The following is a 19328-nucleotide window of genomic DNA, read 5'->3' on the forward strand; positions in this document are numbered from 1 at the left end:
ATATTAATTACTTCCATTTTTATTTCTTTATTACTTAAGCCTTTAACGGAACTTTTAACAATAAAAACAATATCTTTATTTTCTAAACTAGAAGCTTTTATTCGAAACTGTTCACGTATTTGACGTTTGATTAGATTTCGCGCAACTGCCGTAGGGACTTTGCGCTTGGTGATCGCCATACCGACTCGTGGCTGCTCATGAGTATTAGTACGCACAAACGCCATCAGATGGCTCTGATGTAGCTTACGCTCAGGCGCGTCAAAGACCTCACGAAAGGCTGCAGGCGTGAGTAAACGCTGCTCTTTAGTAAAGCGAGCATTTAGTGTCGTTGGAGGAGTATTAGACATAGTACAACCTAGTATAAGAGATGATAACGATAGTAGAAATAATAACAAAATATAGAGACAAAAAAAGCGCCGATGTGGGCGCTTTTAATATATGGCTAAGTGTCAGTTGTGATGATTGACTATCGCAATCTATAAATAATAGAAACACAACAAGCACTATGAGCCATGCTTATCGCAATCTACTGATTATACAGTAAGGCGATGACGTCCTTTAGCGCGGCGACGAGCTAAGACCTGACGGCCTTTTTTAGTTGCCATACGAGCACGGAAACCGTGAGTACGTTTACGCTTGATCACGCTTGGTTGGAATGTACGTTTCATAACTCACCTATCAAAATAATGGACTAAATTCGTAATAACGGAGGATTATATCATTGCATAGGATGTGGGTCAATAAACTATTCACTACGTTTTAAAGCAACGTGATATCGCTCTTCGATTTTTTACTTTTTGTAGAAAGCTGATGAGTTTTTAAAACTCGTCTAAGAAGTTAGTCATCCTCTGTGTACTTGATAAAATCACTACTGTAAATCTTATTATCTAGTTTGAAAACAATTTGTATTATTGGCGATGATTTTTAAAGTTATCCACAGTTTTTATTGATTCTTATAATAATTAATTGATTAATATATATAGATATTGTTGTTATTGGGGTGCTGCTTTTCTGTGGTTAAGTATTAATTTTCCTTTATAATCAAAAATTTAAGCTATGGGTAACCCTGTGTATAACCTGTGGGTGGAATATGGATAACTTAATATGATTACTTATACACAAAAATATCCACAGGCTTATCCCCAGAAAACAAGGTTTTATCCACAGGTTATTTGTGGTAGATTACTCGCCTATAAGATATAAGATGTTAGTGTACTTTGTAATAGGTTGTTTAACGTAAGCCTCAACGCCTTTTTAGACCTAATTCGATCCATTCTTACAATAAAAAATGCTAATACTTTGAACTATAGGGCTACTGATATTCATGATAGATACAGCAAATATTTGGGATAAATGCCTAAACGACCTACGTTATCATGTCAAAGATAACGTGTTTACCATGTGGTTAAGACCATTGTCAGCTCATCAAGAAAACAACACCTTAATCATTCTTGCACCTAATGATTATTTTGTAACTTACATCAAAAAGAACCACTTAGAGGATATTCAGCAGCTGGTTGCTAAGCATAGTCAGGGAAGTATTGAAGAAGTTATTGTACGTGTTGATAACGCTGGTCGCGATATCGATGATAGTAGCTCGCTGCAATCGGGATCATTATTCTCAGAAGATAACCTCTCCCCTACCCTTGCAAATCATGATTTTGAAACCATTCATCATAATAATGCCAAAGCAGATATCGATGCCAATATGCGTCATGCGGAAGCCGTTGACTCTGCTGATGCGAAATCCTTAAATTATTTAAATCCTGATTTTACTTTTGAAACCTTTGTCACAGGTAAGTCTAACAATCTTGCTTATAAGGCGTGCTACGAGCTTGGTAAACGTCAATCAAAAAACCGTCACAATCCTTTGTTTATATATGGACCTTCTGGTTTGGGAAAAACCCATTTAATGCATTCTGTAGCACATCGCTATTTAAAAAATAATCAAACTTTTTATTATTTCACTTCTGAAAAATTTATTAATCAATTGGTTTATTCATTAAGAAATAATAAAATAGAAGATTTTAAAAAGAAAATAAAAAAAGTAGATTTATTAATAGTAGATGATATTCATGTATTAGCTGGAAAGACTAAAAGCAGTAATGAGTTTTTAACATTGTTTGCAGATTTTACTAGTGGTGATAAACAGCTAATTTTGGCATCCGATCGGCATCCATCACAGATGACCGAATTTGACGAGCGCTTTAGATCTCGTTTTTCTTGGGGCTTAACGGTCGCAGTTGATCCGCCTGAAATTGATACGCGCGTACAAATCTTACAAAGGAAAGCCGCCTCTTATGGAATGAGCCTTCCTAAAGAATGTGCATTATTCATCGCTCAAAATGTTGTTTCTAATGTGAGACGTCTAGAAGGTGCTTTAAATCAGGTATTTGCCAATGCTAACTTAACCGGCGCCCCTATTACCCTTGAAATGGTGCAATATGCGTTAAAAGATATCGTTGCCATGCGCGTACAAGCCGTCAATATGGATAATATTCGTAAAGTGGTCGCTGAATATTATGATGTGACGATTAAGGATATGCTCGGTCGCAAGCGTACGCGTAGTATTGCTAGACCTCGCCAAATAGCGATGGCACTATCACGAGAGTTGACCAGCGAGAGTTTTCCTGAGATTGGGCAGTCTTTTGGAGGACGCGACCACACAACAGTGATGCATGCTTGTGATAAAGTGAATGAGCTACGTGCCGCCGATCCAGCGTTTGATAAGGATTACAAGACCCTAGCTTTGATGCTGCAAGCTGGTTAGAAGGCTCTACTATCACTATATTTTAGTAGATAGATATGGTTTATAATGTTGAAAACGGGCGTATACAGACTCCTAATAGATTATCGTCAGTAGACAGGGTATATTAAGTCAATATTCTTTATTTTTACAAAAAGAATCAATCAAATAAGAGTAACTAAGCATGCAATTATCGATTAATCGAGAGTCGTTACTAAAAGCCATTAACTTGATCGCCAAGGCTGCTGATAAACGCCATAATATGGTTATTTTGGGTAATATCAAGCTACAGCTATTTGAATCAGAGCTTGTTTTGACCGCTTCTGATTTAGAAGTAGAGCTGACATCGACGTTGAAATTGCCTGCTGGAGCTTGTGTTGAAGCAGGTACGACGACATTGCCTGCCACTAAATTAAGAGATATCTGTAAATCTTTGCCTGCTCAAGCACAAGTCAATCTGATAACTCAAGAAAACCAACGTTGTTTACTAACCAGTGGCAAAAGTCGTTTTACCTTAGGTACATTGCCTAGCGAAGATTATCCAAGTTTGGGCAATCCTGAAAATATTACACCATTAACGATTAGCCGTAGCCGTCTTATTGACTTGATTCATAAGACCCAATTTGCGATGGCGATTCAAGATGTCCGTTATTATTTAACCGGTATGCTGTTCGATGTTTCACAGCAGCAGCTAACCACCGTTGCGACTGATGGCCACAGACTGGCATTAGCACGTAGTGTTATTGAGGTCAGTGCTGATTTAAGCATGCAGGCTATCTTGCCACGTAAGGCTGTAATTGAGCTTGAGCGTTTGGCTACCGAGCTGGGCAAAATGCTTGGTGATAAAGACAATGCCGTCACGTTGAGTTTCGGTCGTGAGTTTCTGCAAGTGAGCTTACCATTTGGTGATGTGGATAGTGCAGGGCAGGTTAGTCAGGATTTGATGGTGACTTTTACCGCGCGTCTGATTGATGGTAAATTCCCTGATTATCGTCGAGTGATGCCAAGCAATACGGACAAACTTGCTCTATTTAATCAAGAAAAAATGATGGATGTGCTGCGCCGTGTCGCGATTTTGAGTAATGAGAAGTCTCGCGGAGTAGTCTTTAATTTTGCGAGTGATGGTATGGTAGAAGTACGCGCCAATAATGCAGAGCAAGATGAAGCTGTTGAGATGATTCAAGCCAAGTATCAAGGTGAGCCGATGGAGTTGTCCTTTAATGCTGCTTATCTACAAGACGTGCTAGGTGTCATCCAAGGCGACTTGCAAATGCATATGAGCCAGTCAAATGCATCGGTATTGGTTAATCAGTTAAATGATGAGTTCCATCAGTACGTTATTATGCCAATGCGCATATAATTTATTCTTTAAATGATAGATAATTAGGGTTTAAAGTTATAATTGTTATGGATTTTAACCCTAATCATATCGATGAATTTAAGCTTCCTAAGCTTAAAATTCTATATTTTAATTAAACTTTTGCCTGCTAAAATACAAGCAGGATTTATAGGCGGCTGTCGGTATTATGATTGAACGTCTACAAATCTCTCACTTGCGCAATTTAACGCACATCAATTTATCGCCTGCAGCTTGTAATGTTATTATCGGCGCTAATGGCAGTGGTAAAACCTCGTTACTTGAAGCTATATTTTTGTTATCAAGAGGCAAAAGTTTCCGTCATCATCAGCCTAAACGCTACATCCAACATTATCAAGAGTCTGCCACTATACATGCTAAGCTCAATAACAGCCGTACCTTAGCTATCCAAAAGAAAGCAGATGCGACGACTATTCTGCGTTTAAATCAAACCACTGTTTACAACCAAAGCATCTTGACCGAGCAGCTACCAACATTGCTTATAGACCCATCAACGATGGACATGCTAGAGCAGGGTAGTGCCAGTCGTCGCCAGCTATTGGATTGGTTAGTGTTTCACATGAAACAAGGCTTTCACCCCCAGTGGGTTGCTTATCAACGTCTTCTAAAACAGCGCAATAGTTTACTAAAGCAACGGCGTCATTTAACTCAGGTTCAGCTCGCTGAGCTTAAGGCTTGGGATAAGGGGCTGGCCAGTCATGCAGCGCTGATTCATCATTACCGTCAAGCTATATTTGAAGCTTGGCAGCCTTATTTTTCTAAGAGCATTGCACAGTTATTGCCTGCTTATGCTGAACAATTGAGCTTAAGCTACAATGCAGGCTATGATACTGGTATAGCGCTCGACATACAGCTTGATGAACGCCTAGAGCAGGATTTGCAGTTGGGTTATACCCGTATTGGTAATCATCGTGCTGATATTCACGTGCATTGGCGCTCGATAGGCTCAAGACAGATAGCTGATGAGAATCTAAACCCACCTTTATCAGCGGATCCGACTGTTAAACTGCCTATTTTGAAAGAGCAGGCGGCTAATATCTTATCTCGTGGAGAGAAAAAACTGTTGATTACGGCATTGCGTTTATCACAATTACCATTGTTGCTTAATGCTAAAAGTAATAGCGAGCTACATAACAGTGACGCTAAATTAAGTGTTACACCAGTGGTATTACTAGATGATATTACCGCAGAGCTGGATGATAAGGCGATAGAGATTTTATTATCAACATTAGCACAGCTACCATGCCAGGTATTTGTGACCAGTTTGACAGACAGTATTTTACCTTTAGTACATAAATATTGGGAAAAATCTCAAGTGTTTCACATGAAACAAGGAGGTATTTTACCAGCTCAGTAGCTTTTACTAGGGTATTGATATCTGCGTTATTAATCCTTATTTTACGTCCTTAAGCGCCCGTCCTCTTGCATATTTTACCCTCGTTCTATACCGCATTCTGATACTTAGAAATCGTTCCCTAAACAGTGACTTACAGACAAAAAAATGCTAAAATAGAGCTTTATTTTTGTCCTATTCTTAGCAAGTTATCTTACCGTTTTATATGGATCTTTATTATTGGTTGTAAGGACTTAAGTTATTGATAACAATGAATTTGATTCAATATTTTTAAACTTTATAGTTTTAAGAATAATCGCAGTATGGATCAAATAGAGTATGCAGACCTGACATATTTTTCAATCTGGTTTTTTGCCTCTATATTATTTTCTAAAAAGCTTGGGCCAACCTTAATAAAGACAGAATATGACTACAAGACGATATTATAGATAGCATCATTAAGTATCACCACTGTGGTGAGCTGATGATAAACAGCTGATAATGGCTAGATCAAGGAATGCACATGAGTGACTCATTACCTACCGACCACCAGCAATTAACGTCAGACAGCGCAGTTGAGACTATTGCCGCCGCTGTCGCTCCTGAGGTATTACCCTCTGATTACAGCTCGAAAGACATTCGAGTACTGCGCGGACTAGAAGCGGTGCGCGTGCGTCCTGGTATGTATATTGGTGATACCGATGATGGTACCGGCTTGCATCATATGGTCTTTGAGGTGGTGGATAACTCTATCGATGAAGCGCTTGCTGGTCATTGTGATCAAATTGATATCATTATCCACGAAGATGAATCTGTCAGCGTGATGGATAATGGTCGCGGTGTCCCTGTCGACATTCATCCAGAAGAAGGGGTGTCTGCCGCACAGGTTATTATGACGGTACTGCATGCTGGTGGTAAGTTTGATGATAACAGCTACAAGGTATCTGGCGGTCTGCATGGCGTTGGCGTTTCAGTCGTTAATGCATTATCCAAAAAGCTTGAGATGAATATCTGGCGTGAAGGTTATCATTATCATCAGACTTATACTGATGGTGTGCCTGATGGCGATATTAAGCAAATGGAAGCGACAGATCAAACTGGCACACAAATCCGTTTTTACCCTAGTAATGACGTATTTACTGGTACTATTTTTGAATATGATATTTTAGCCAAGCGTTTACGTGAGCTGTCATTTTTAAACTCAGGTGTACGTATTGTTTTGACTGATGAGCGTATTGATAAGCGTCATGAGTTTGAACACAAAGGTGGATTATCAGAGTTTGTCAGCTATATTAATGCTGGTAAAGATGGCATCAATGATGTGTTCCATTTTATCAGTAATCAAGATGATGGTATCAGTGTCGAAGTGGCGTTGCAGTGGACAGATACTTATAACGAAAAAGTGTTTTGTTTTACCAATAACATTCCACAGCGCGATGGCGGCACGCATTTATCTGGCTTCCGCTCAGCACTCACGCGTTGTTTGAATACCTATATGGATCGTGAAAATCTCTTCAAAAAAGAGAAAGTGGCTGCGACTGGTGATGATGCCCGTGAAGGTCTAACGGCTATCGTATCTGTTAAAGTTCCAGATCCTAAGTTTTCGAGTCAAACCAAAGATAAGTTGGTATCAAGTGAAGTAAAATCTGCCGTCGAATCAGCAATGCACGATAAGTTTAATGATTATCTGCAAGAAAATCCAAGCGCTGGTAAATTAATTGCCGGTAAAATCATTGATGCTGCTCGTGCTCGTGATGCTGCTCGTAAAGCGCGTGAGATGACTCGTCGTAAGACCACATTAGATATCGCAGGTCTGCCGGGTAAATTGGCGGATTGCCAAGAAAAAGATCCTGCATTATCAGAGTTATATATCGTGGAAGGGGACTCTGCTGGCGGTTCAGCCAAGCAAGGTCGTAGCCGTAAAACGCAAGCAATTTTGCCTTTAAAAGGTAAAATCCTAAACGTTGAGCGAGCGCGTTTTGATAAAATGTTATCGTCACAAGAAGTCGGTAATCTAATTACTGCACTTGGTTGCGGTATTGGTCCTGATGAATATAATCCTGATAAAGTTCGCTATCATAAAATCATTATCATGACCGATGCGGACGTTGATGGGTCGCATATTCGTACTTTGCTATTGACCTTTTTCTTCCGTCAAACGCCTGAATTGATTGAGCGTGGTTATATTTATATCGCACAACCACCGCTATATAAAGTTAAAAAAGGTCGTCAAGAGCTGTACTTAAAAGACGATGAAGCACTTAAAGCGTATTTATTATCTTCAACGATTGATAATACTAGGCTGCATATCAGTGCTGATGCCCCTGCGATTACTGGTCAAGCGCTAGAGACTTTATTAAACGATTATAATCAAACGCAGTTGATTAAAGCGCGTTTGCAGATTCGTTATCCAGCCGTTTTGTTGGATGCCCTAACGCATACGCCAAAGCTTAGTACTGATATGACGTATGATAAAGATGCAATGCAAGCATGGAAAGATACGCTACAGACTCAGCTTGAGCACTTTGGTAGTGACTTAAACCCTGAGATTGAGCTGGTGAATATCCATGCACCGCAGCCTAAAAATATGGATGCTGCTGCCGCTGATTTACTGGGTATGAAACCTGGCGTTGCCGTTGAAGAAAGTGATAGCTCTGACACTGAAGCGGTAGTCGCAAAAGCACAATGGCTGCCACGTATTACGGTCTATGTGCATCAGTTGGCCCATCATTATTTGCTCGATGCCAGCTTTATCAATTCGGGTGAGTATACTAAGCTGCTGCGTTTATCAGCTGAATGGAATACCTTGCTTGATGAAGATGCTTTTATTCGCCGTGACGCAACAGCGGGTACAACCAAAGACATCCCAATACGTGACTTCGATTATTTGTGGCAGCAAATGATGCTTGACGCGCGTCGTGGTCTAGCGATCCAGCGCTATAAAGGATTGGGCGAGATGAATGCCGATCAGCTGTGGGATACCACTATGGATCCTGAAAACCGCCGTATGCTGCGCGTCAATATTGAAGATGCTATCGCAGCGGATCATATGTTTACCTGCTTGATGGGTGATCATGTTGAACCGCGTCGTATCTTTATCGAAGAAAATGCGTTAACGGTTTCTAATTTAGATATCTAAATGGCATAATATTGTGAATCAATGAAAAACCACCGCTTTGGCAACCAATGCGGTAGTTTTTTAATATCAAGCCTGTTTCACGTGAAACTTAATTGAATAAATGCTTTAAATAATGGATATAGAAATGATCGAAGTTATTTTACTTGCTATAGCATTGGCAATGGATGCATTTGCGGTATCAATTGGTTTAGGCGCTAAGTCCCAAAAACAATCGTCCGCTTATGTTTTACGTTTAGCGGTTTATGCAGCACTGTATTTTGGTATCGCACAAGGCTTAATGCCACTGATAGGGTATTTATTGGGTGCAGTATTGCTAGGCTGGTTGGCGACTGCTGCCCCGTGGATTGGCGGTGGTATCTTGATTTTACTTGGCGCTAAGATGTTATATGAAGCTTTTAATGGTGAGATTGAAGCGGTATTAGAAGACAGTTTTGATAGAAATATGCAAGAAAAAATCAATCATCGCATGATGTTCACATTGGCTATTGCCACCAGTATTGATGCCATGGCAGCAGGATTTACTTTAAATTTACTGGCACTTAATGCGTGGTTAGCGTGCTCCATCATCGCTATTGTTACCGCTGGATTTGGCTTTTTTGGTATCTATTTAGGTAAATCTTCGGGAACGTGGCTTGAGGATAAAGCTGAGATACTTGGTGGATTGGTATTGATAGCCATTGGTATAAAGGTTATGTTTATCCGTTAATAAGCACTATTATTTGGATTAATTCTCTACAATAAAAAGCACCCCTTTGATGATCAAAGGGGTGCTTTTTTGTTTCACGTGAAACTATAGTTATTTATAATCTTAATTATTATTTACTCTTCATCAGTATTAAAACGCCATGCAAGTATACGAGTACTTTTTTGACCTTGACTCATCTCGATGATACGCATTTGGGCGACACCAAGTTGTTTTAACAGCAATTGCAGAGGTTTTACGTTTTCTGACTTAGATACCAGTGTCGTAAACCAGCCAACATGCTCAGCGAAATCTTGACTCTCTTTTGCCATCTTGGTTAAAAAGGTAATCTCGCCGCCCTCAGACCACAGCTCTTTATGCTGACCACCAAAGTTTAGGTTTTGTGCGGCATTGCCAGACTTTGTTGAGCTACGGCTGATTTGTTCATTCTCATTCTTACCGCGATGTCGTTGTAAATTATGCTGCTTACGGCTATTGGCTTCCATCGCTTCTTCTAATGAGGCATGGAACGGGGGATTACATACCACCACATCAAAGTAATCTTGGCGACCGATGATATTTTTAAAAATAAATTTAGGTTCGGTCTGTAGTTTGACTTTAACAGCACTTTTTAGCTTTGGATTGGTTTCACAAATCAGCGCGGCGGTATTGACCGAAATAGGGTCGATATCAGAGGCAGTAAAGCGCCAGCCGTAGCTTTGACTACCAATAATGGGATAAATTGCACTGGCACCCGTGCCAATATCTAGGGCGTGGATTTCTTTGCCAGTTGGCGGTGTATTGTCTTTATTCACATGCGTGGTTTGCGCGAGCAGGTCAGCGATATAATGGATATAGTCGGCACGACCAGGGATCGGTGGGCAGAGATAACCTTCAGGAATATCCCAAAATTTCACGCCATAATAATTTGCTAGTAGTGCCTGATTGAGCACTCGTACCGCTTGATGATCGGAGAAGTTAATCGTCGACTCACCTTTAGGATTGGTAATGGTGTGCTTGGCAAGCTCTGGTAAGGCACGAGTCAATGATACAAAGTCATAACGACCTTGGTGCGGATTGCGCGGATGCAGCTGCCCTAATTTTTTGGCAGTCTCAGGCGAGCGGTTTCTGTGATTATTGGCGGTCGGGCGACGGTTTATAGGCTTACTGGTCATAGTATCGGGCTTTGATGTTTGAATATAATGCACCATTTTAGCAGATTTCACGAGTCACTAGCGTCTTATCGACTACGTAAAATAAGATTTAATCCCAATATTATCATCGCTGTACCCAATACGCGGTCGATCCAATGTTCAAAACGCTGAAAGCGACGATGAACGGCAGGAATAGACAGTAACATCACCACGGTACTAAACCATGCCATCTGCAAGACCATCATCCATACGCCATAAATAGCCAGTTGCCACAGCGGTATATCGGGTGAGAGTACGAGTGTAAATATCGCGACGAAATATACTGGTGCTTTTGGATTAAACACATTACAAAAAAAGCCACGGCGTAAAATGGCAGTGGTCGATTCAATATCAGTAGGCAGTTTTTTATTAGAAATGGCTTTATCAGAAAGCTCGGCATCATTGGTAGAAGTCATTTGCTTAATAAGCATATCTTGTGAAACGTGAGCACCTGAATCTATTAGCTCTACTGGATTTGCTAATTCTGATGTTTTTTTCGGTTTGGCTTGAATACCTTGCCATCCTAGATAAATAAGATAACTGCCGCCCAACCATTTAATAGCAGTGAGTAGTGGCTGCGAATGGGCGATGACCGTTGCCAGTCCTAGCACCGAATAAATGATGTGTACGGCAAGACCCAAAGTAATACCAAGGCTACAAATCAAACCAGTACGTCGACCTTTGGCTAAGGTCTGCTGCGAGACCAAGACAAAGTCAGGCCCTGGTGAGGCGGCGGCCAGCAAGTGAACGCTCGTGATTAGCAAAAATCCGTGCCAAAACTCCATAAAACCCTCTGTACCCTATCCAGTCTGAATCATAGTTGCACTTATCGTAAATGAGGTCAACTTTTATCTATTATCGCGCCATTCGAGTCATTGCTATCGCTTGTGTTATCGCTATATGGTGTCTATATTAAAAGGTGGATGAAAAGCAGGTTTATCGACAAACCGCTATAAATAAACGATCAAGATTCAACCATCAAGACTCGACGATATAATCACTGACTTCATAAAAAATTACTTCGACAAGGACAGCACCATGACGACGGACAGTAATACTCAAGACAAGCGCATCACTTATGACACTGACGGTTATATCTGCCTGATTGGGCTAAACCGTGCCAACAAACGCAATGCCTTTGACAGTCATATGATTACGCAGTTATCTGACGCACTGACCCAATATGAAGACGATGACAATTTACGCTGCGCGCTCATCTTTGCGCATGGCGATCACTTCACCGCTGGGCTTGATCTGGTCGAGCTGCAAGACAAGCTAAACGACGGTGTGTTTGAATTTGATGACAACCAAATTGACCCGTGGGGCATTAGCGGACGCTTACGTACCAAACCTGTGGTGGTGGCGGTCAAAGGGACTTGCTTTACCGTGGCTATCGAGCTGATGCTCAATAGTGACGTGGTCATCGCCAGTGATAACTGTAACTTTGCCCAAATGGAAGTCCAGCGCGGCATCATGCCGTTTGGCGGGGCGACGGTACGGTTTGTCGCGGCGGCAGGCTGGCAAAAAGCCATGCCATATCTACTCACGGGTAAAGCATTCGATGCGCAAACGGCTGATCGGCTGAACTTGGTCAGTGAAGTGGTGGCAAATGGGTCTGAATACGAGCGCGCATTAACGCTGGCACAAGAAATCTGTAAAGCCGCGCCATTAGGGGTAAGAGGCGCGCTATCATCCGCACAAGATGCGAGCCGCAATGGAGCAGCGACGGCACTGGCCAATATCCATAGCTATCTGCCGCCGCTCTTTCATTCAGAAGATGCGAAAGAGGGCGTGATGGCGATGGTTGAGAGAAGGGAAGCTGAGTTTAAGGGGCGTTAACCTACTTTTGATTTATCAAGAAGTAAATATATTATTTTTATAATGCCAATTAAGCACTTGAAATAACATTAAGCTTTATTCCAGTAATTTCATTAATGTATGTCTCAGCATTACCCAAAATTATAAGCTGTTCGTCTGAAACTTTACTTTTTGAGATTGCTGGTTGGATAATTGTCATATTAAATTCATAATATGCTAGCTTTGCGACCTTCTGCAAATAAAATAAGTATTCTAGATCACCTTTATCTATTCGAGAAAGTTCATCTTTCGCTAACCTCTGAGTTTCACGATAAATTAGTCTAGATATAAGCTTATCTACATCACTAATCCACTTGATACTTTTCGCTGCTTGACCTGCTACTTGATAAACATCATCAACTCTGGCCCCAGGATTTGATAGACCTTCCTTGTTTTTTGAACAATATTTTAAGTGAAAAAAGTCAATGTAAAGCACTCTATCATTGTCATTTTTAATAGCAACGATATCTGCAATTTCACCACTGCCATCGTCATCAAAAACTAAGTCGTAAGAACCTTTTATCTTTTCTATAGTATTGTATTGAATAGAGCTACGAATCTTTTGTACTTTTTGAGACTCTGTAGATATATCTACGCCCTCCCAATTCCAGATTTTTATCTTATTTTTATCATATAGATATGCGTATTGTTCATTGGGGTAATAATGTTGGTCACCCTCAATGTAAGATGTATCTACCAATAATAATGTTGGTGGATGTTCAGAAAAGAAATCATTGAGTAATATAGGTGTCTTACCAAACTGAATATATAGATCATCTGAAGACTCAAACTTCGCTTCATCATTATTTAATGAAAACTTTATTTCGCTTCTATTTTCAGGTGTGCAAAGGTAGATAGAAATTTCTTTACCATCAGGAGCAGGTAGTAAAGCTGAATTTAATTCGCAGTTTACTAATTTTTCACTCCAATCAGTATTTCCTATAATTATTGTTTCTTCGTTCTTTCGAAGTAGTTCTACTGGCCAATCTATAGAAATTATAGGCAAATGAGGGAAACTTGAAAGAGTAGTATTGCGCATAGCAGTTTTAAGCACATGATTAGGATCTATACTTTCATCAAGAATTTTCTTACCAACATTCTTACACCATGTAAACCATTTATCTATAGAGTCGCTATCCATTGCCCAAATTTTACCTTTATATGAACAACCAATACTAGTTTCCTCACCGTTCTCAAAACCTTTGCCAAAAATATTCGATTTTACAGCTCTCTGTGCTTCGATATCAGGTATTTGTTCAGCTATATCTCTACCAGTATGCATAGTGTAGCGAACCCCTTTTTTATTTTTGTTAAGGCCTACATTTTGTAGGCGCAAACGTCTAAGTCCGTATAGTGCTCTAAATATCGGTTCCCCTCTGACTTGAATTGCTTTATTAGCAATCGACTTGACTATATATCTATTTAAAGTGCCTTTATTAGAAGTATGAAAAAATAGTAGGCTATTTTCTTTGTCATAATATAGGACATACAAGTCCCAAATTTCGTCAAACAACTCTTTAGATTTAGTCCAGCCTACAGGGACATAGGTCTTTGTACTAAAGATAATAGTATCGTTCTCATCATTGACAGTATGTTCAAATATTTTAAAATGTTTCTCTCCTAGCGAGAAAATGTTTTGAGGATTCCATGATTTCGAAGCTAATCTGTATATGGTCGTACTCATATTAGGTACTAAGCCTAAATTAAAAATATTTGTTGATTCTGAAAATTTTTCTTTAAATTCTTGATACATTTTCTCATCTTTAATTTTGTTTAAACTTACCTCGCTGATAATGTTATTCCAATCAGAATCTTCTACATACAATTTTGCAAGTTCTTTACTAACCCCAGTATTAGCGATATTAGCTATGAACTTAGCATTGCCTAGTTTGTTATTTGTTCTCGTAAATCTACCTATAAATTGAAGAGTTATATTTATACTTTTATGAACATCATGCATGGCAGATATTTTTAAGTTAGCAAGGTCGAAACCTTCACCTAGCATATCTACGCAAACAATTATCTTGTGACTTCCGTTTTTGATAGCTTCTAATTTTGTCTTACTATTTTTTGTCTTACTATTTATTAATACTGGATATAGGTCTGTTTCACTCTCATATAATTTGAAAATCTCTTTCGCTCTTTTTATAGAAGATGCTCTAGCCATAACCATATGGTCAAAGCCTAAGCTAATATCATCTCTAAGGATTTTGATTGCTTTTTCAGAAATGGCTTTGTCGGATTTTTCCTGAGTAAATTCCTTTACTGAATGAAAATCAATTTCTTGAAAGTAACCATCTAATTGAGCCTTTTTAAGGGAATAATCGAAAATAATCCTGCCTTCCACTCTAATACCATCGGATCTAAAAGGTGTGGCAGTAAACTGAAAAACTTTTTTATCTAAAAAATACGTTTTTATATTAGTCCATGTTTTTGCTGCTATATGATGTGCTTCATCAACAATAAGATGTGTACATGCATTCAATAGAGTAGCTAGGCAACTAGCGGAAAAGTTAGAAAATACAGATGGCGTTGCTATGATAACGTTAGAATTTAATAATTCATCAATTTCCTGAAGCCTTTTAACGCCATGCGTTATTGTAGCGACGTGGGGATTTTCAAACTTATCATCAACTAACTCTAGCTTTCGCAAAAGACCAAGGTTCAAAAATTTGTTTTTAATTTGAGTACGTAGCGCATCTGAAGGCACTATAACTAAAGTTAAAGGGAACTTTCCAGCCACTACTAACGATAAGATTGTTTCAGTTTTACCAGTACCTGTCGGCATGACAATAGTTGCAGATTCATTATGATCGGACTTTTCATATCCTAAACCTGCATGGATTGCTCCTATTTGTGGAGGTCTTAGCCCTTCAACTCCAGTGCTAAGATCCTCTTCCTTGAAAGCAAAAAAAATAATTTTCCAAGAATGTATTACGTCTTTGTAACTCTGATTAGATTGATTAATTGGCTGCCAGTAAATGCAGTTTTCACCAACTTCTTTACATTTGACATCAGTGTTCACAGGATATCCTTTTTAATATTTACTAACTTAGATAGAAGCAATTTAATTTGACTTGTATTTTAGTGAAGTAGATTTATCATAATATAAATAATTTGACTACCAATTAAAATAATAAGTATTTGTTTGCTAATTTAGCATAAAATGATTGAGAAAAATCTTAATATATTTATTAAAGTTGCCCTAAAAACAGTTTTAGCCCTGACAATAGTAGATGGCAGGATTGGCTACTTTTCATCACTACACAGTTTAAACCTCGCCCAAATCTTCCATATTCACATACTCCTTTTTACCATGGATCGTATACATCTTGCGATTGATCTCTGGATACAGGGTAATGTCAATCGGTGGTCGGCTGCCGCCCATCAAGTAAGTGGCATCGGTATCGCTCTCATTGCGCATCGAGTGCGCCGCGCCATGAGCAGGAAAACCGACAAAATCTCCAGCACTCAGCTGATAATGCTCATTGCCGTAGCGAAGTGACAGCTCGCCTGACAGTACATAAATGAACTCATCTGACTCCTCATGATAGTGATGCGTCGTTGTCTCATCGCCTGCCTCAACGCGCACAAGGTGCAAGCCAAATTTGGTCAGACCGACGATGTCGCTGAGCGAAACGGTATGGCGAATGGCGTGCTGATTGAACTGATGGACGTGCTTAGTCTCAGGCGTGTTATCGATATCGGATTTCGTCAAGACGTATGCTTGCGTATCCTTATGTGGCTGTTGGTCTAGTGTCGTCATCATCTGTCTCCTTGATTGATGCTTTGAGTGTATACCACTATTAGCCAATAGTATCAGGTTTTAAAAAGGACGAAATAGGCGTGATTTTGATAATCATATAGCGACTTAATATATCCTTCATAAAGCGATTGTTGATGACGCCATTCATGTTGTACCCTGAACCATCATTTTTAAATAAAGGAGGGTGCGGGTGTTGTATAACTTTGATGAAGTCATCGATAGACGGGATACGGGGTCGCTCAAATGGCACTATACCGATGATACGATTCCGCTGTGGGTGGCGGATATGGATTTTAAGGCCGCGCCGCCTATCTTAAACGCGATTGAGCAAGCCGTGCAGCATGGCATATTGGGCTATACCAAACCCACCGAGGCACTGTATGACGCGATCATTGATTGGCATGGTAGTCGCTATGAGTTGGCGCTTGCTAAAGAAAATATTTTGTTCTCACCAGGTGTCGTCCCAAGCCTAGCGCTGATGATGAAAGTATTTACCGAGGCAGGGGATGCGGTACTCATTAATGACCCTATCTATACGCCTTTTATGACCAAGGTTTTGGACAATGGTCGTAAGCTGGTGACCTCTGCATTAAAGGAAATAGATGGTAAATATCATCTGGATTTAGCTGATATCGAAGCCAAAATTATCGAGCATAAAGTTAAGCTATATTTGTTCTGTAATCCGCATAATCCGGGCGGGCGGGTATGGACGGCGGATGAACTTGAAGCGCTGCTTTGTATTTGCAAGAAGCACGATGTGGCCATTGTGAGTGATGAGATTCATCAAGATTTAACTTTGAGTGGGTATACATTTACGCCTTTTTTAACCCTAGCAACAGGCTACGAGCACAAAGTAGTCAGCCTAACTTCGATGACCAAAACCTTTAATATTGCCGGTATCAAAGGCTCGATGATATTTGCTAAAGACAGCGGATTACTGAGTAAAATTAACCAGCAGCAGCGTTTGAGTGACGAGCATGAGCTAAATTTATTCGCTTATACGGCGATGCGTAGTGCTTATGAGCAAGGTGGTGAGTGGTTGGCGCAGGCGCTGACTTATATTGAAGCCAATATTGACTTAACGCTACAATTTTTAGAAGAGCATTTACCTAAGATTAAGGTGATGCGTCCAGAAGCTTCGTATTTGATTTGGCTGGATTGTTCGGCATATGCGCAAGACGATCAAATGCTTTATGACAAATTGAGAGCTGCTAAGGTTGAGCTGAGTGCAGGGATTAAATATGGTGATGAAGGCCATCTTAAAATGCGCCTTAATGTGGCTTGTCCTAGAGCGCTGCTGATAGAAGGGCTAAACCGTATGCAAACAGCATTAAATAGCGATGTTTTTAATATAGTCGATTCAATTTAAAAAGAATACAGTGCTGCTGGGATAAATTTTGCGAAGCCTCTGGAGTGCAAAGGGCACAGCAAGCGAGGAAAGTTTATCCCAACATAACGCTATTTTTAACATGCCTCTTTTATATCGAACTGACTATATTACTTAGCTGGATAACCCGTAATATCTTGAATGCTTTGATATAAAGGCTTTAAGCGCTCATACATTTTGAGATAAACCTCATTATAAAGACGTTTGTAGAGCTGGACATTGGCTTCGATAGGTAAGAACCCATCACCCAAATGGGTCATGGCCTGAGTTGCGGTTAAATGGTCAGGATAAACGCCAAGTCCCACCGCACAGTTGATGGCAGCGCCTAAGCCTGAGGCTTCATAAGTATGCGGTCGATAGGCGGGCATACCGAAGATATCTGCCGTTAGCTGCATGGCGGAGTCGCTTTGGGAGCCACCGCCAGACACACGCAGGTGTTTAATGGCTTTGCCTGTACGCTTCTCAATGGTATCAAAACCAAGCTTTAGCTCATAAGCCAGCCCTTCTAAAATAGCGCGGTAGACATGCGCTCGCGTATGTACATCACCAAAACCAATAAGCGCACCTTTGCCTTCAAGACCCGGATGACGAACACCGGGCGACCAGTACGGCTGCATCATCAAACCCATACAGCCTGCTGGAATGTCTTTGACTGCCTTGTCGAGTAGTTTTTCAGTATCAACACCCTGCGTTTTTGCCAGTTGCTCTTCATACTGGGCAAATTGCTCCTTAAACCAGCTGACCATCCAAAAGCCGCGATAAATCATATACTCATGATTGTAGTAATTTGGCGCGGCGGCGGTATAAGCGGGCATGTGCTTGAGTATCTCAATATAATGGCTCGACGTGGTATTAATAGTCGCAGTAGTGCCAAAGCTTAAGCAGGCGGTATCGGCGGCAAGTCCGGCGGAACCCAACGCTTCGCAAGCTTTATCACTGGCGGCAGCAATCATTGGTGTGCCTTCAAGAATACCAGTAGCGGCGGCAGCTTTAGCAGTAATACTACCGAGCTGCTGCCCAGGTGGTATAAGTTTGGGCATTTGCTCTATCCGGCAACTGAACAGTCGCCATTTGATGTTGTTTGGCTTAAACCATGCTTGCGTTTTGTAATCGTAAGGCAGATAGCCTAAGGCATGACCAGTAGAGTCGGCAATCTCGCCTGTGAGCTGATAGGTGAGGTACGCGGATAAATTGACATAATAGGCTGTTTTCTCCCAAATTTCTGGTTCATGATGCGCAAGCCAATTACAGCGTGCTTTTTGCTGCGCCTCTTGTACCAGCTCGCCCATACCGATGACTTTGGTGAGTGGACCTAGAAAGCCTATGTCATTGTTCTCGCCGCGACGCAAATCCATCCACACAATGGCTGGGCGTAGCGGTTGTTTATCCTTGTCCAAACATATCATGGTATAGCGCTGGGTGGCTAGGCTAACACCGGCAATTTGCGCTGGCGTGATATCGCAATTTTGCCACAACTGCTGACAGGCCTCGCTTAATTTTTGCCAATAGTAGTCAGCATGTTGCTCGGCAAAACTAGGCTGCTCAGAAAAATACGGCTCGATAGGGACGCGTGCTTTGGCTATCTCGGTGCCGAATTGATCAAAGATAAGCGCTCTAACGCTTTGGGTGCCATTGTCGATAGCTAAGAAATAAATAGGCGCATCAAAGTTGTCGGTCATAGTCATCCTTAACTATGTGGGAATATAGATTGAAGCTAACTTAGAGTATAAAGCGGAACGGGTATTAATTTTCCTTGCGTGCTGTGCCTACGCCGACAGAGGCTGAAAAAATTAACCCAGTTCCGCCATATCTTTTCAACAATGAGTTTAGTATAGATAAATTAGGAT

Annotated in this window: 14 protein-coding genes; 7 read left to right on the plus strand and 7 right to left on the minus strand. The window is 40.6% G+C overall.

The features are described 5' to 3' along the window. Positions 1–347, minus strand: a 347-nt coding sequence (rnpA, locus tag JMX89_RS00005) for a ribonuclease P protein component (RefSeq protein ID WP_201550379.1), incomplete at its 3' end; no start/stop codon positions are given. Positions 348–533: 186 nt separating this feature from the next. Beyond that, the gene (rpmH, locus tag JMX89_RS00010) at positions 534–668 is read right to left on the minus strand and encodes a 50S ribosomal protein L34 (RefSeq protein WP_007394757.1); all 135 of its coding nucleotides are present in this window, start codon (positions 666–668) and stop codon (positions 534–536) included. Between the two features lie 656 nt (positions 669–1324). Here rpmH and dnaA point away from each other — a divergent pair. From dnaA to JMX89_RS00035, 5 genes are all read left to right on the plus strand, one after another. After that, complete coding sequence (gene dnaA, locus JMX89_RS00015) at positions 1325–2770, plus strand: chromosomal replication initiator protein DnaA (RefSeq protein WP_201550382.1); 1446 nt, start codon at positions 1325–1327, stop codon at positions 2768–2770. A gap of 160 nt (positions 2771–2930) precedes the next feature. Beyond that, positions 2931–4106 carry a DNA polymerase III subunit beta gene (gene dnaN / locus JMX89_RS00020; protein WP_201550385.1) on the plus strand — a complete coding sequence of 392 codons (1176 nt, stop codon included), beginning with the start codon at positions 2931–2933 and terminating at the stop codon, positions 4104–4106. A gap of 166 nt (positions 4107–4272) precedes the next feature. Then, a complete protein-coding gene (gene recF / locus JMX89_RS00025) occupies positions 4273–5481 on the plus strand; it encodes a DNA replication/repair protein RecF (RefSeq protein ID WP_201530629.1) in 1209 nt (402 codons plus the stop codon). 499 nt (positions 5482–5980) lie between these two features. Beyond that, entirely contained in the window at positions 5981–8596 is a 2616-nt protein-coding gene (gyrB, locus tag JMX89_RS00030; protein ID WP_201550388.1) for a DNA topoisomerase (ATP-hydrolyzing) subunit B, read from the plus strand. Between the two features lie 124 nt (positions 8597–8720). Next, a complete protein-coding gene (locus tag JMX89_RS00035; RefSeq protein ID WP_201550391.1) occupies positions 8721–9302 on the plus strand; it encodes a manganese efflux pump MntP family protein in 582 nt (193 codons plus the stop codon). A 113-nt stretch (positions 9303–9415) separates the two neighbouring features. Here the strand turns inward: JMX89_RS00035 and rlmF are convergent, their stop codons facing one another. Beyond that, a complete protein-coding gene (gene rlmF / locus JMX89_RS00040; RefSeq protein ID WP_201550394.1) occupies positions 9416–10453 on the minus strand; it encodes a 23S rRNA (adenine(1618)-N(6))-methyltransferase RlmF in 1038 nt (345 codons plus the stop codon). A 65-nt stretch (positions 10454–10518) separates the two neighbouring features. Further along, positions 10519–11256 (minus strand): LysE family translocator, encoded by a 738-nt coding sequence (locus JMX89_RS00045; protein WP_201550397.1) that lies wholly within the window; start codon positions 11254–11256, stop codon positions 10519–10521. 253 nt (positions 11257–11509) lie between these two features. Between JMX89_RS00045 and JMX89_RS00050 the strand changes: the two genes are divergently transcribed. Next, on the plus strand, positions 11510–12310 hold the full coding sequence (locus JMX89_RS00050; RefSeq protein ID WP_201550400.1) for a crotonase/enoyl-CoA hydratase family protein: 801 nt from the start codon (positions 11510–11512) through the stop codon (positions 12308–12310). A gap of 49 nt (positions 12311–12359) precedes the next feature. Here the strand turns inward: JMX89_RS00050 and JMX89_RS00055 are convergent, their stop codons facing one another. Together JMX89_RS00055 and JMX89_RS00060 are read right to left on the minus strand one after the other, a co-directional pair. Then, entirely contained in the window at positions 12360–15353 is a 2994-nt protein-coding gene (locus tag JMX89_RS00055; protein WP_201550402.1) for a DEAD/DEAH box helicase, read from the minus strand. 246 nt (positions 15354–15599) lie between these two features. Further along, on the minus strand, positions 15600–16097 hold the full coding sequence (locus JMX89_RS00060; RefSeq protein WP_201550404.1) for a cupin domain-containing protein: 498 nt from the start codon (positions 16095–16097) through the stop codon (positions 15600–15602). Between the two features lie 181 nt (positions 16098–16278). Between JMX89_RS00060 and JMX89_RS00065 the strand changes: the two genes are divergently transcribed. After that, positions 16279–17463, plus strand: a complete 1185-nt coding sequence (locus JMX89_RS00065) for a MalY/PatB family protein (protein ID WP_201550406.1) — start codon at positions 16279–16281, stop codon at positions 17461–17463. Between the two features lie 128 nt (positions 17464–17591). On the opposite strand, the gene JMX89_RS00070 is transcribed toward JMX89_RS00065, so the two are convergent. Continuing rightward, positions 17592–19160: an FGGY-family carbohydrate kinase gene (locus tag JMX89_RS00070; RefSeq protein ID WP_201530620.1), complete on the minus strand. Its 1569-nt coding sequence runs from the start codon at positions 19158–19160 to the stop codon at positions 17592–17594. Positions 19161–19328 lie beyond the last annotated feature (168 nt).

It is taken from the genome of Psychrobacter sp. DD43, assembly GCF_904846555.1.
GTDB lineage: Bacteria > Pseudomonadota > Gammaproteobacteria > Pseudomonadales > Moraxellaceae > Psychrobacter > Psychrobacter cryohalolentis.

What these genes read in the sequence shown, in the direction of transcription:
- rpmH (WP_007394757.1), bottom strand. Translation starts at nt 668, where the DNA reads ATGAAACGTACATTCCAACCAAGCGTGATCAAGCGTAAACGTACTCAC.
- dnaA (WP_201550382.1), top strand. Translation starts at nt 1,325, where the DNA reads ATGATAGATACAGCAAATATTTGGGATAAATGCCTAAACGACCTACGT.
- dnaN (WP_201550385.1), top strand. Translation starts at nt 2,931, where the DNA reads ATGCAATTATCGATTAATCGAGAGTCGTTACTAAAAGCCATTAACTTG.
- recF (WP_201530629.1), top strand. Translation starts at nt 4,273, where the DNA reads ATGATTGAACGTCTACAAATCTCTCACTTGCGCAATTTAACGCACATC.
- gyrB (WP_201550388.1), top strand. Translation starts at nt 5,981, where the DNA reads ATGAGTGACTCATTACCTACCGACCACCAGCAATTAACGTCAGACAGC.
- JMX89_RS00035 (WP_201550391.1), top strand. Translation starts at nt 8,721, where the DNA reads ATGATCGAAGTTATTTTACTTGCTATAGCATTGGCAATGGATGCATTT.
- rlmF (WP_201550394.1), bottom strand. Translation starts at nt 10,453, where the DNA reads ATGACCAGTAAGCCTATAAACCGTCGCCCGACCGCCAATAATCACAGA.
- JMX89_RS00045 (WP_201550397.1), bottom strand. Translation starts at nt 11,256, where the DNA reads ATGGAGTTTTGGCACGGATTTTTGCTAATCACGAGCGTTCACTTGCTG.
- JMX89_RS00050 (WP_201550400.1), top strand. Translation starts at nt 11,510, where the DNA reads ATGACGACGGACAGTAATACTCAAGACAAGCGCATCACTTATGACACT.
- JMX89_RS00060 (WP_201550404.1), bottom strand. Translation starts at nt 16,097, where the DNA reads ATGATGACGACACTAGACCAACAGCCACATAAGGATACGCAAGCATAC.
- JMX89_RS00070 (WP_201530620.1), bottom strand. Translation starts at nt 19,160, where the DNA reads ATGACCGACAACTTTGATGCGCCTATTTATTTCTTAGCTATCGACAAT.